This window comes from Staphylococcus sp. SB1-57 (assembly GCF_017086425.1).
In the GTDB taxonomy this organism is placed as follows: domain Bacteria; phylum Bacillota; class Bacilli; order Staphylococcales; family Staphylococcaceae; genus Staphylococcus; species Staphylococcus warneri_A.
Genome location: NZ_CP070964.1, coordinates 1717488 through 1730468, shown reverse-complemented (window position 1 = coordinate 1730468; position 12981 = coordinate 1717488). Strand labels below are relative to the sequence as shown.

At 34.0% G+C, this 12981-nt stretch carries 13 protein-coding genes; 11 read left to right on the top strand and 2 right to left on the bottom strand.

What is annotated here, in order from left to right:
• Window positions 1-152 precede the first annotated feature (152 nt).
• Window positions 153-470: a DUF5011 domain-containing protein gene (locus JX000_RS08580; protein WP_002450722.1), complete on the bottom strand. Its 318-nt coding sequence runs from the start codon at window positions 468-470 to the stop codon at window positions 153-155.
• Window positions 471-731: 261 nt separating this feature from the next.
• Here JX000_RS08580 and JX000_RS08575 point away from each other — a divergent pair, with 261 nt between their 5' ends.
• Window positions 732-1877 carry a globin domain-containing protein gene (locus JX000_RS08575; protein WP_107546760.1) on the top strand — a complete coding sequence of 382 codons (1146 nt, stop codon included), beginning with the start codon at window positions 732-734 and terminating at the stop codon, window positions 1875-1877.
• A gap of 65 nt (window positions 1878-1942) precedes the next feature.
• Here JX000_RS08575 and folD read toward each other — a convergent pair whose 3' ends face one another.
• A complete protein-coding gene (folD, locus tag JX000_RS08570) occupies window positions 1943-2800 on the bottom strand; it encodes a bifunctional methylenetetrahydrofolate dehydrogenase/methenyltetrahydrofolate cyclohydrolase FolD (protein ID WP_107536134.1) in 858 nt (285 codons plus the stop codon).
• 199 nt (window positions 2801-2999) lie between these two features.
• Here folD and purE point away from each other — a divergent pair, with 199 nt between their 5' ends.
• From purE to purH, 10 genes are read left to right on the top strand one after another with little or no spacing between them, the layout of a single operon-like run.
• Window positions 3000-3482, top strand: a complete 483-nt coding sequence (purE, locus tag JX000_RS08565) for a 5-(carboxyamino)imidazole ribonucleotide mutase (protein ID WP_049423542.1) — start codon at window positions 3000-3002, stop codon at window positions 3480-3482.
• On the top strand, window positions 3469-4596 hold the full coding sequence (purK, locus tag JX000_RS08560) for a 5-(carboxyamino)imidazole ribonucleotide synthase (protein ID WP_002450718.1): 1128 nt from the start codon (window positions 3469-3471) through the stop codon (window positions 4594-4596). The genes purE and purK overlap by 14 nt, the downstream gene beginning before the upstream one ends.
• On the top strand, window positions 4597-5301 hold the full coding sequence (gene purC, locus JX000_RS08555; RefSeq protein WP_002450717.1) for a phosphoribosylaminoimidazolesuccinocarboxamide synthase: 705 nt from the start codon (window positions 4597-4599) through the stop codon (window positions 5299-5301). It begins immediately after the preceding gene.
• Window positions 5301-5561 carry a phosphoribosylformylglycinamidine synthase subunit PurS gene (gene purS / locus JX000_RS08550; RefSeq protein ID WP_002450716.1) on the top strand — a complete coding sequence of 87 codons (261 nt, stop codon included), beginning with the start codon at window positions 5301-5303 and terminating at the stop codon, window positions 5559-5561. Before purC ends, purS begins: the two co-directional genes overlap by 1 nt.
• 1 nt (window position 5562) lies before the next feature.
• Window positions 5563-6234: a phosphoribosylformylglycinamidine synthase I gene (gene purQ / locus JX000_RS08545; protein WP_206140631.1), complete on the top strand. Its 672-nt coding sequence runs from the start codon at window positions 5563-5565 to the stop codon at window positions 6232-6234.
• The gene (purL, locus tag JX000_RS08540; protein WP_206140630.1) at window positions 6227-8416 is read left to right on the top strand and encodes a phosphoribosylformylglycinamidine synthase subunit PurL; all 2190 of its coding nucleotides are present in this window, start codon (window positions 6227-6229) and stop codon (window positions 8414-8416) included. The genes purQ and purL overlap by 8 nt, the downstream gene beginning before the upstream one ends.
• Complete coding sequence (gene purF / locus JX000_RS08535) at window positions 8395-9879, top strand: amidophosphoribosyltransferase (RefSeq protein WP_002450713.1); 1485 nt, start codon at window positions 8395-8397, stop codon at window positions 9877-9879. The genes purL and purF overlap by 22 nt, the downstream gene beginning before the upstream one ends.
• A complete protein-coding gene (gene purM, locus JX000_RS08530) occupies window positions 9872-10900 on the top strand; it encodes a phosphoribosylformylglycinamidine cyclo-ligase (RefSeq protein ID WP_075778639.1) in 1029 nt (342 codons plus the stop codon). The genes purF and purM overlap by 8 nt, the downstream gene beginning before the upstream one ends.
• A gap of 2 nt (window positions 10901-10902) precedes the next feature.
• Complete coding sequence (purN, locus tag JX000_RS08525; protein ID WP_107546759.1) at window positions 10903-11469, top strand: phosphoribosylglycinamide formyltransferase; 567 nt, start codon at window positions 10903-10905, stop codon at window positions 11467-11469.
• A 16-nt stretch (window positions 11470-11485) separates the two neighbouring features.
• Window positions 11486-12964: a bifunctional phosphoribosylaminoimidazolecarboxamide formyltransferase/IMP cyclohydrolase gene (purH, locus tag JX000_RS08520; protein WP_075778641.1), complete on the top strand. Its 1479-nt coding sequence runs from the start codon at window positions 11486-11488 to the stop codon at window positions 12962-12964.
• Window positions 12965-12981 lie beyond the last annotated feature (17 nt).

Genomic DNA, 12981 nt, shown 5'->3' with positions numbered 1-12981 from the left:
GGATTGTAAGATTTGTTAAAATTGTGTGTACATTTTGTGAAAAAGGATAAATTTGTGAAATTGCAATAAATTATGATTTTCAAGATAGATATTTTGAAGAAATTCAGAAAATAAAAAAAGTTGAGAATTTAATCTCAACTAAATATAAAATATTATTTGACTTTAATATTTCTAATTGAAGTTTTTTGAGCACCGTCTGAATCTGTGACTTTGTACTTAACCTCATATGTACCTGATTTAGTAGTATCAACATCGCCATCAATTTTGATTTTATGTGTTAAATCACCATCTTCTTTATCATAAGCGCTAATGCCTTGAAGTAGGTTATAGTCTTCACCTTTTTCGATGATGATGTCATTCACGCCTCTTAATTGAGGTTCCGAATTAGTTGTCGCTTCGGCATTTAGATTAGGTGTGACTAAAGTAGCAGATACTCCGATTGCTGATAGTGACTGAATTAGTTTATTCATAAAGTAACCTCCGAATGTTAGTCAACTACGATTTATGTATATCATACGTTAATTTTCAGAATAGTACATCATACTATAGTCTTAATATACCTGATTAATTAGATTTTTAAAACATATAATAAGAAATAAATAATTAAAATTATGTAAATTGAACGTTATGTGAACAATTTAACATTTCTTTGATTCAATATATATATACGGTATAGAATGACAATGTAAAAAGTTTTGGTTTTAAATACGAGTTATCTGGGAGTGGAAATAATGTTAAGTGAAAGAGAAAAAGACGTAGTTAAAGAAACAGTACCTGTATTACAAGATAAAGGGGTAGAAATCACTTCGAATTTTTATGCACGCATGTTCAAACAACATCCTGAACTAAAAAACATGTTTAATCAAACAAATCAACAGCGAGGATTACAATCTACTGCGTTAGCACAATCTGTGTTAGCTGCGGCGGTTAATATTGATCATCTTGAAGCTATCCTACCTGTAGTTAAAGAAATCGCGTATAAACATTGCGCTTTACAAGTACCACCAGCAGGGTATGATATCGTTGGTGAAAACTTAATTGCAGCAATCAAAGATGTTGTTGGATTAGATGATGACCATGAAATTATCAAAACATGGAAGAAAGCATACCAAGAAATTGCAGATATTTTCATCTCTGTTGAAAAGGATATATACACAGAAATGTTATGGGATGGTTTCCAACCATTTAAAGTTGAAACAATAGAACAAGTATCTTCTGATATTAAGGCTTTCACAGTATCTTCAAATGAATATGATTTAAGTCAGTTTGTACCTGGTCAATATATTACCGTTGATGTGGGTAGTGAAAAAATGCCATACAGAGCTAAAAGACATTATTCAATTGTAAAAGGTGATCAAAACCATCTTACATTCGCAGTGAAAAGAGATGTCACTACAGAACATGAAGGTGAAGTATCTACAATTTTACACGATGAATATCAAGAAGGAGATAACATTAATTTAACAGCACCTGTAGGACCATTCCATGTTGTTGAAAAGAGTAATAAACAATTGTTCTTAGGATCTGGTATAGGTGTAACGCCACTCGTATCTATGTTTAATGAAGTAGTAAATGACAATGGTGAAGCTCGATTTATACAAGTGACAAATGACACGAATGATGCACCATTCTCATCATTATTAACTTCTATTGCTAATAAGAATACACAAGCAACATATGACTTACATGATAAAAATAAAAACGGTTATATTGGTAGTGAGCAATTAAAACAGTGGATTGATGATGATACGGAAATCTATGTTTGTGGTGGAAAATCATTTATTCAATCAATGATTAAATCTTTAAAAGAATTAAATGTTGATGAATCTAAAATTCATTACGAAACATTTATACCTAAATTAAGTGTAGCGGTATAATTAGAATTGAATATAATATAAAAATAGCAGGAGGTCATGGCCTCCTGCTATTTTTATTTATACGGTTATTCAATACCTCGACGCATTTTCTCTGCTAGTAAAGTATTATTCAGTACCATTGTAATTGTTAAAGGACCAACGCCACCTGGTACAGGTGTAATAGCACTTGCGACTTCTTTTACTTCGTCAAATACGACATCTCCTTTTAATTTACCATTTTCATCAGGTGTATTACCTACATCAATAATAACCGCGCCTTCTTTAACCATTTCTTTAGTAACTAATTCAGGTTTGCCGACTGCGCTGACAACGATATCAGCTTCTTTAACGAAACTCGCCATGTCTTTCGATCTTGAATGTAGTATTGTGACAGTTGCATTTTGTTGCAGTAAAAGTTTGGATACAGGTTGACCTACGATATGACTTCTACCAATAACCACAGCGTTTTTACCTTCGATATCAATATCAGCATGCTTTAAAATTTCCATGATACCTAGTGGTGTACAAGGTACAAAAGTTTGTTCATCAATATATAATTTACCAATATTACTTGGATGGAAGCCGTCTACATCTTTTTCTGGATTAATAGCTTCTAATACTTTTTGTTCACTAACTTGTTTTGGAAGAGGTACTTGAACTAGGATACCACTGACAGAATCATCATTATTTAAACGTTCTAATTCTGATAAAACATCTTCTTCAGAAGTATCTTCGCTTAAATGAACGATTTCAGAAATCATACCAATTTTTTCTGCAGCTTTCTTTTTAGACCTAACATAGCTTTGGCTAGCACCATCGTTACCGACTAATATGACTGATAATTTTGGTGTATATCCTTTAGATTTAAGTACTTCAACTTGATCTTTTAAACCTTGACGATAATCTTTAGCGATTTGTTTACCATCTAATAATTTTGCTACCACAATATCTCCTCCTAATTTTTCAATAACTTAACTTTAACATTAAATTTACACAATTTAATAGCTAAAAGACGTAAATTTAATTAGAATTTCAAATTAAAGTTCGATTTTTGATTGAAAAAGCATTTGATGATTGTTATGCTATATCTGTAATATACAACTTACTGACAAATAAATCCAAAGTTTTGAAAGGGTGTACATCTTGAAAGTAGCAGTCATTATGGGTAGTTCTTCCGATTGGGAAATTATGAGTGAAAGTTGCACAATGCTTGAACAATTTGAAATTCCGTATGAAAAGAAAGTCGTTTCAGCGCATCGTACGCCTCATTTAATGGTAGATTTTGCGAGTCATGCATGTAACAACGGTTATGATTTAATCATAGCTGGAGCCGGTGGTGCAGCACATTTACCGGGGATGGTGGCATCGATGACTACATTACCTGTTATTGGTGTACCTATTGAATCTAAAAGTTTAAAAGGGATGGATTCACTGTTGTCAATTGTTCAGATGCCAGGCGGAATTCCAGTCGCGACGACAGCTATTGGTAAAGCAGGTGCCAAAAATGCCGGTATACTAGCTGCAAGAATATTAGGTATTAGTCATTCATCAGTTCGTAAAAATTTGGAAAATTATGAAAAAACATTGGTACAAAAAGTGGAGGAAATGCAAAATGAACTTCAATAAACTATCATTTGGCGCAACCATAGGAATTATTGGTGGTGGTCAATTAGGTAAGATGATGGCACAATCAGCACAAAAAATGGGATATAAAGTGATTGTTTTAGATCCAAGTTCTGATTGTCCATGTCGATATGTGGCACATGAATTTATAGAAGCGAATTATGATGACGAACGTGCACTTCAACAATTAGGTGAAAGTTCGGATGTCATCACTTATGAATTTGAAAATATATCAGCAGAGCAACTTAAGGTGTTAACCGAAAAATATAATATTCCTCAAGGCTATCAAGCCATACAATTACTTCAAGATCGTTTAACTGAAAAACAAACATTAGAACAAGCAGGGACACAAATTGTTCCTTATACCTCAATCAAACAAAAAGATGATTTATCAAAGGCAATTAACACACTTGGTTATCCATTCATTGTTAAAACACGTTTCGGTGGTTATGACGGCAAAGGTCAAATATTAGTTCAATCTGATGAAGATATCGAAGAAGCAGTTAGACTAGTATCAAATCAAGAATGTGTCGCAGAACAATTTTTAAATATAAATAAAGAAGTGTCACTAACTGTGACCATTGGTAATCATCAACAAATCACATACTTCCCACTACAAGAAAACGAACATAGAAATCAAATTTTATTTAAAACAGTAGTCCCAGCAAGATGTAATCAAACAGAGAATGCAAAACGAGAAGTTGAAAAAATTATAAAATCTGTCCATTTTGTAGGAACTTTTACAGTTGAATTTTTCATAGATGATAAAGACCAATTGTATGTAAATGAAATTGCACCACGACCTCATAATTCTGGACATTATTCCATTGAGTCATGTGATTATTCACAATTTGATACTCATATTTTAGCTGTCACTGGTCAAACGTTGCCTGACAAGATAGAGATACTAAAACCTGCTGTCATGATGAATTTATTAGGTAAGGATTTAGATTTATTAGAAGATGAATTTGGAGAACATCCTGAATGGCATGTCCATATTTACGGTAAATCTGAGCGTAAACCAAATAGAAAGATGGGGCACATGACTATATTAACGAACCAAATCGATGACACTGAAAAGGACATGTTGAAGCGTTTTGAAGGGAGAGACCAATAAATGTCATTACTTTATGAAGGTAAAGCTAAAAGAATATATACAACGGATAAACCCAATGAGTTACGTGTTGAATACAAAGATGAAGTGACTGCTGGCAATGGTGCTAAAAAGGATGCCATGTCTGGCAAAGGAAAACTAAATAATCGTATTACTTCCATTATCTTTGAATACCTAGAAAATAATGGTTTGAAAAGCCATTTTATCAAACAATTATCGGATACTGAACAATTAGTAGAATCAGTGAAAATTATTCCATTAGAAGTGGTAGTTAGAAATATTGCAGCAGGTTCTATTACACAAAGACTTGGATTTGAAAAAGGATATCAATTTGATGCGCCATTGGTTGAATTTTTCTATAAAAATGATGAGTTAAACGATCCATTGATTACAGAAGACCATATTAAGTTATTACACATCGCTTATGATGATCAAATTTCAACATTAAAATCAATGGCACTCGATATTAACAAAGTTCTTATTCAACTTATGGACGAAATGGAATTAAGACTTGTAGATTTTAAAATTGAATTTGGTATTACAGATGAAGGAAATATTTTATTAGCTGATGAAATTTCACCAGATACATGCAGAATATGGGATAAACACTCAGATACGAATTTCGATAAAGATGTCTATCGAAATGATACAGGCTCATTAATTGAAACATATCAATCATTTTTAAATAAATTGGAGGATTTAAAATAATGAAAACAATTGAATTACATGTCACTTTACAACCCCAAGTATTAGATACACAAGGTCAAGCATTAAATCGTGCAGTTCATGATTTAGGATATAAACAAGTTAATGATATTCGTGTAGGAAAGGTATTATACATGACTGTTGATGAAGCTACGGATGAAGCGGTTGATAATATTATTACAACATTAAGTGAAAAGCTATTTGCTAACACAGTGATTGAAGAATATAGCTATAAAGTGATTGATGAAAAGGAGAATGCATAACATGAAATTTGCTGTTCTTGTATTTCCTGGTTCAAATTGTGATAGAGATATGTATAATGCAGCAATCAAATCAGGTGTTGAAGCAGAATATGTTGATTATAGAACGACAACATTAGCAGGGTTTGATGGTGTACTTATTCCTGGAGGGTTCTCATTTGGAGATTATTTAAGATCAGGTGCTATGGCAAGTGTCGCACCAGTTATCAATGAAGTGAAAAGATTAGCGAATGAAGGTAAACCAGTGCTAGGTGTATGTAATGGATTTCAAATTTTAACAGAAATCGGTTTACTACCAGGTGCATTATTTCATAATGATTCACATTTATTTGTCAGTCGTAATGAATCTTTACGTATTGTAAATAATCAAACGCCATTCACTAATTTATATGAAGAAAATGAATTAGTTGTTTATCCAGTAGCACACGGAGAAGGACATTACTACTGTAATGAAGACATTTATAACGATTTGATTACTAACAATCAAATTATTTTGAAATACACTGACAATCCTAATGGGTCATACGCTGATATAGCAGGTATTGTTAATAAAGCAGGCAATGTTTGCGGTATGATGCCACATCCTGAAAGAGCAATGGAATCATTATTAGGTACTGATAGCGGTATTAAATTATTTGAGGCTATGGTGAATAGTTGGAGGGAACAAAATGTCTAAATTTATCGAACCAAGTGTTGAAGAAATTAAGTTAGAAAAACTATATCAAGATATGGGATTGAGCGATAAAGAATACGCTAAAGTATGTGAGATCTTAGGCAGAGAACCCAATTTTACTGAAACAGGTATCTTTTCAGTAATGTGGAGTGAACACTGTTCTTACAAACATTCAAAGCCATTTTTAAAACAGTTTCCTACTACTGGTGAACATGTATTAATGGGACCTGGAGAAGGTGCAGGTGTTGTAGATATTGGTGACAACCAAGCAGTCGTTTTTAAAGTGGAATCACATAACCATCCTTCAGCTATTGAACCTTATCAAGGTGCTGCTACAGGTGTAGGAGGAATCATTAGGGATATTGTTTCTATTGGAGCACGTCCTATTAATTTATTAAATAGCTTACGCTTTGGTGAGTTATCAAACAAGCAAAATCAGAGACTGCTTAAAGGCGTAGTTAGTGGTATCGGTGGCTATGGTAACTGTATTGGTATTCCAACAACTGCTGGTGAAATCGAGTTTGATGACCGCTATGATGGTAATCCTCTTGTTAATGCTATGTGTGTCGGCATTATTGATCATGACATGGTACAAAAAGGGACAGCTAAAGGTGTAGGTAATTCTGTTATTTATGTAGGTTTAAAAACAGGTAGAGATGGTATTCACGGAGCAACGTTTGCATCTGAAGAATTAACTGAAGAAAGTGAAAGCAAACGACCATCTGTCCAAATTGGTGACCCGTTTGTTGGTAAGAAATTAATGGAAGCAACATTAGAAGCTATAACATTTGATGAATTAGTCGGAATTCAAGATATGGGAGCGGCAGGATTAACTTCTTCTTCTTCAGAAATGGCGGCTAAAGGTGGCAGTGGTCTCCACTTAAGATTAGACCAAGTTCCAACAAGAGAACCAGGTATCTCACCATATGAAATGATGCTATCTGAAACTCAAGAAAGAATGTTACTTGTTGTCGAAAAGGGAACAGAACAAAAGTTTTTAGATTTATTTGAAAAACATGAATTAGATAGTGCAGTCATTGGAGAAGTGACTGATACAAATCGCTTTGTATTAACATACGAAGATGAAGTGTTTGCAGATATTCCAGTACAACCCTTATCAGACGAAGCACCAGTATATGTTCTTGAAGGTGAAGAGAAAGCGTACAATACATCTAAAAATGACTATAGTCATATAGATACTGAGAATGTATTTGACCAGTTATTACAACACCCAACGATTGCATCAAAACATTATTTATATGAGCAATATGATCAACAAGTTGGTGCAAATACGATTATTAAACCAGGATTACAGGCATCAGTGGTAAGAGTTGAAGGCACGAATAAAGCGATTGCTTCAACGATTGATGGTGAAGCACGATATGTATTTAATCAACCTTATGAAGGCGGAAAAATGGTAGTAGCAGAAGCGTATCGCAATTTGATTGCTGTGGGTGCGACGCCACTAGCAATGACAGATTGTTTGAATTATGGATCTCCAGAGAAAAAAGAAATTTACAAACAATTAATTGATTCTACAAAAGGAATAGCAGAAGCTTGTGATGTATTAAAAACGCCTGTTGTATCAGGTAATGTATCGTTATACAACGAAACAAGAGGTACATCTATCTTCCCGACGCCGGTAGTTGGTATGGTTGGGTTAATTGATGATGTTAATTATTTAGCTAATTTTAAACCACAGTCTGGAGAAACATTATATCTCGTTGGTGATACAAGAGATGACTTCGGCGGTAGCCAATTAGAAAAATTATTATATGGCACAGTGAATCATGAATTTGAATCAATTGATTTAAGTGATGAAGTTGCAAAAGGCGAAGCGGTGAAATCAGCTATTAGAAGCGGTGCTGCATCACATGTTCAAACAGTCGGAAAAGGTGGTTTATTAATTACACTAGCAAAAATGAGTGCTCATTATAATTTAGGATTAGAGGCTAATATAGATGTTTCTAATGCTCAGTTATTTAGCGAATCTCAAGGTAGATATATCATTTCTGTTAAAGAAAATGAATCACTAAACATTGAAAATGCTATTGAAATTGGTCAATTTAATAGTGGTAGTCAGTTCAAAGTGTCAAATAACCAAACAACGATTATCAAAAATGTAGCAGATATCAAAGATGTTTGGGAAGGAGCTATTAGCCAATGTTTAACTACTCAGGACTAAATGAGGAATGTGGTGTTTTTGGCATTTGGAATCATCCAGATGCTGCTCAATTAACGTATATGGGATTGCATAGTTTACAACATAGAGGTCAAGAAGGTGCAGGAATAGTAGCTGCCAATCATGAAAAATTAGTAGGTGAAAGAGGACTTGGTTTACTTACTGAGGCTATTAAAGATGATCAATTATCGAGATTAAAGGATTATCATAATGCAATTGGACATGTGAGATACGCTACTTCTGGTAATAAAGGTATAGAAAATATTCAACCTTTCTTATATCACTTTTATGATATGAGTGTTGCGATTTGCCATAATGGAAATCTGATTAATGCGCAATCTTTAAGACAAAATCTTGAAAAACATGGTGCGATTTTCCATTCGTCATCTGATACTGAAGTGATTATGCATTTAATTCGTAGAAGTAAAGCACCTACATTTGAAGAAGCTTTAAAAGAAAGTTTACGTCAAATTAAAGGTGGATTCACATTCGCAGTGTTAACTAAAGATGCATTATATGGTGCAGTTGATCCTAATGCTATTAGACCTTTAGTAGTCGGTAAAATGCAAGATAACACTTATATTCTAGCCAGTGAAACGTGCGCTATTGATGTTTTGGGAGCAGAGTTTGTACAAGATATTCATGCTGGTGAATATGTCATTATTAACGATGATGGTGTCCAAGTTAAATCATATACAAGACATACGAATACTGCAATTTCAGCAATGGAATATATCTATTTTGCCAGACCAGATTCTACGATTGCCGGAAAAAATGTTCATGCAGTTCGTAAAGCCTCTGGTAAACGTTTAGCACAAGAAAGTCCAGTAGAAGCTGACATGGTTATTGGTGTGCCTAATTCGTCGTTATCAGCAGCAAGCGGTTATGCCGAAGAGATAGGATTACCTTATGAAATGGGTCTTGTTAAAAATCAATACGTAGCGAGAACATTTATTCAACCGACACAACAACTTCGTGAACAGGGTGTACGTGTTAAATTGTCAGCGGTCAAAGATATTGTTGAAGGTCAGAATATTATCCTAGTCGATGATTCTATAGTTAGAGGAACAACATCTAAACGAATTGTGAAAATGTTGAAAGATTCAGGGGCCAATGAAGTCCACGTTAGAATTGCATCACCAGAATTTATGTTCCCAAGTTTCTATGGTATTGATGTATCAACAACTGCTGAATTAATATCAGCGAGTAAATCACCTGAAGAAATTTGTGAATATATAGGTGCTGATTCGCTTGCGTATCTTAGCGTAGATGGATTAATTGAATCGATTGGTTTAGATTATGATGCACCATATAGTGGTTTGTGTGTTGAGAGCTTCACTGGAGATTATCCAGCTGGATTGTTTGATTACGAAGAGAATTATAAAAAGCATTTAAGTGATCGTCAAAAAGCATATATTAATGAAAATAAACATTATTTTGATAGTGAGGGAAATATAAATGTCTAAAGCATACGAACAATCAGGTGTAGATATCCATGCAGGTTATGAAGCGGTAGAAAGAATGTCTAGTCATGTTAAACGTACGATGCGTAAGGAAGTTATCGGTGGTTTAGGTGGCTTTGGTGCCACATTTGATTTATCTCAACTCAATATGAAAGCCCCAGTATTAGTTTCAGGTACTGATGGTGTAGGTACCAAATTGAAATTAGCAATTGACCACGCTAAGCATGATTCAATAGGTATAGATGCGGTGGCCATGTGTGTGAATGATATTTTAACTACAGGTGCAGAGCCACTTTACTTTTTAGATTATATTGCAACGCATAAAGTAATTCCTGAAATCATTGAACAAATCGTTAAAGGTATCAGTGATGCTTGTGAAGAAACTAATACAGCTTTAATCGGTGGCGAAACTGCCGAAATGGGTGAAATGTATCATGAAGGTGAATATGATTTGGCCGGCTTTGCAGTTGGCGCTGTTGAGAAAGATGAATATATTGATGGTTCAGACGTGAAACCTGGTCAAATCATTATAGGTTTAGCATCTAACGGCATTCATTCCAATGGATACAGTCTAGTTAGACAACTCATTAAAAAGTCAGGTATAAACCTTAACGATACATTTGAGCAACATACTTATTTAGAGACATTTTTAGCACCAACCCAATTATATGTAAAACCAATATTAGAATTAAAAAAACATGTGTCAATAAAAGCTATGAACCATATTACTGGTGGTGGATTTTATGAAAATATTCCTCGTTCTTTACCAGACGGATTATCTGCAGACATAGATGCAAATGCGTTTCCGACACCAGCAATATTCGATTGGTTGCAGGAACAGGGTAATATTAGTACAGATGAAATGTATAACATATTTAACATGGGCATTGGTTTTACTGTTATTGTCGATGAACATGATAAAACTCAGACATTAGAAATATTAAAACAACAGAATGTGAATGCCTATGAAATCGGTCGAATTGTAGAAGATAGCCATAAACCGATTCGTATTCAGGGGGTATAAACGTGGTCAAAGTAGCAATCTTTGCATCAGGTTCTGGAAGTAACTTTGAAAACATCGCACGACATGTTCAACAAGGACATTTAGAGGACATTGATATTACTGCACTTTATACAGATCATCATGATGCTTATTGTGTTAATAGAGCAGAACAACTTGGTATACCAGTACATATCAATGAACCAAAACATTTTGATTCAAAATCTCATTATGAACAACATTTATTATCTTTACTTTCTGCAGAAGGGGTTCAGTGGATTGTATTGGCCGGTTATATGAGATTAATTGGGGAGGATATTTTAACAGCTTATCCTCATAAAATATTAAACATTCATCCATCATTATTGCCGAAATATAAGGGGATAGACGCAATTGGACAAGCATTTCGTAGCGGGGATTCAATAACAGGATCAACGGTACATTATGTTGATAGTGGTATGGATACGGGAGAAATTATTGAACAAAGACAATGTGATATCAAAACGGACGATACTATTGAAATGTTAGAAGAGAGAGTCAAACAATTAGAGTACCAATTATATCCAAGCGTTATTGCGAAAATCATTCGATAGAGGAGTATAGCGAACAATGAAAAGAGCAATTTTAAGTGTTTCAAATAAAAACGGTATTGTAGAATTTGCGACATCTTTAAAGGAATTAGGTTATGAGCTTTATTCAACAGGTGGAACGAAACGTATTTTAGAAGAGGCACAAGTTGAAGTGAAATCTGTATCTGAATTAACACAATTTCCTGAAATTATGGATGGACGTGTTAAAACTTTACATCCAGCAGTACATGGTGGGATTTTAGCAGATAGAGATAAATCAGAACATTTGGATGAATTAAAAGAACAACACATTGATTTAATAGATTTAGTAGTCGTTAATTTATATCCATTCCAAAAAACAGTAGAAAATCCAGATGTTACAGAAATGGATGCGATTGAAAATATTGATATTGGTGGTCCGACAATGTTAAGAGCAGCTGCCAAGAATTTTAAACATGTGACAACCGTTGTACACCCTGCTGATTATAATGAAGTGATTAGTAGAATAAAAAATGACCAATTAGACGAAGAATACCGCAAATCACTTATGATTAAAGTATTTGAACATACAACTCAATATGATGAAGCTATTGTGAATTTCTTTAAAGGGAATAAAGAAACCTTACGCTATGGTGAGAACCCACAACAATCTGCTTACTTTGTAAGAACAACTGATGCTAAACATACAATTGCTGGAGCTAAACAATTACATGGTAAGCAACTTAGCTTCAATAATATTAAAGATGCTGATGCAGCACTTTCATTAGTTAAAAAATTTGAAGAGCCAACTACGATTGCCGTAAAACATATGAATCCATGTGGTGTAGGAATTGGAAATACAATTGAAGAGGCTTTCCAAAATGCTTTTGATGCAGATAATCAATCCATTTTTGGTGGAATTATTGCATTAAATCGACCAGTGACAGCGACGTTAGCTGAAACACTACATTCTATCTTTTTAGAAGTCGTTATCGCACCTCTATTTACGAAAGAGGCTTTAGATATTTTAACGAAAAAGAAAAATATTCGACTATTAGAAATAGATACAACAATTGATAATAGAGAACAAGAATTTGTGTCAGTATCTGGTGGCTATTTAGTACAGGATAAAGATAACTTTGAAGTAAGTCGTGATGAAATGACTGTTGCTACTGAAGTACAACCAACTGAAGCGCAATGGGAAGCAATGTTGTTAGGTTGGAAAGTGGTAGGTGCCGTTAAGAGTAATGCAGTAATATTAAGTAACGCTAAACAAACAGTAGGTATTGGTGCTGGTCAAATGAATCGCGTAGGTTCAGCCAAAATTGCATTGGAAAGAGCAATTGAAATTAATGATAATGTTGCATTAGTATCAGATGGCTTTTTCCCAATGGATGACACTGTAGAATTAGCTGCTCAAAATGGTATTAAAGCAATTATTCAACCTGGTGGATCAATTAAGGATCAAGATTCTATCGATATGGCAAATAAATATGGCATTACAATGGTAATGACAGGAATGCGACATTTTAAACACTAATCATAAGATGTTGAAGG

Bases quoted from the DNA above. Each gene is read 5' to 3' on its own strand.
- JX000_RS08580 (WP_002450722.1), bottom strand. From the start codon at position 470: ATGAATAAACTAATTCAGTCACTATCAGCAATCGGAGTATCTGCTACT.
- JX000_RS08575 (WP_107546760.1), top strand. From the start codon at position 732: ATGTTAAGTGAAAGAGAAAAAGACGTAGTTAAAGAAACAGTACCTGTA.
- purK (WP_002450718.1), top strand. From the start codon at position 3,469: ATGAACTTCAATAAACTATCATTTGGCGCAACCATAGGAATTATTGGT.
- purC (WP_002450717.1), top strand. From the start codon at position 4,597: ATGTCATTACTTTATGAAGGTAAAGCTAAAAGAATATATACAACGGAT.
- purS (WP_002450716.1), top strand. From the start codon at position 5,301: ATGAAAACAATTGAATTACATGTCACTTTACAACCCCAAGTATTAGAT.
- purQ (WP_206140631.1), top strand. From the start codon at position 5,563: ATGAAATTTGCTGTTCTTGTATTTCCTGGTTCAAATTGTGATAGAGAT.
- purL (WP_206140630.1), top strand. From the start codon at position 6,227: ATGTCTAAATTTATCGAACCAAGTGTTGAAGAAATTAAGTTAGAAAAA.
- purF (WP_002450713.1), top strand. From the start codon at position 8,395: ATGTTTAACTACTCAGGACTAAATGAGGAATGTGGTGTTTTTGGCATT.
- purM (WP_075778639.1), top strand. From the start codon at position 9,872: ATGTCTAAAGCATACGAACAATCAGGTGTAGATATCCATGCAGGTTAT.
- purH (WP_075778641.1), top strand. From the start codon at position 11,486: ATGAAAAGAGCAATTTTAAGTGTTTCAAATAAAAACGGTATTGTAGAA.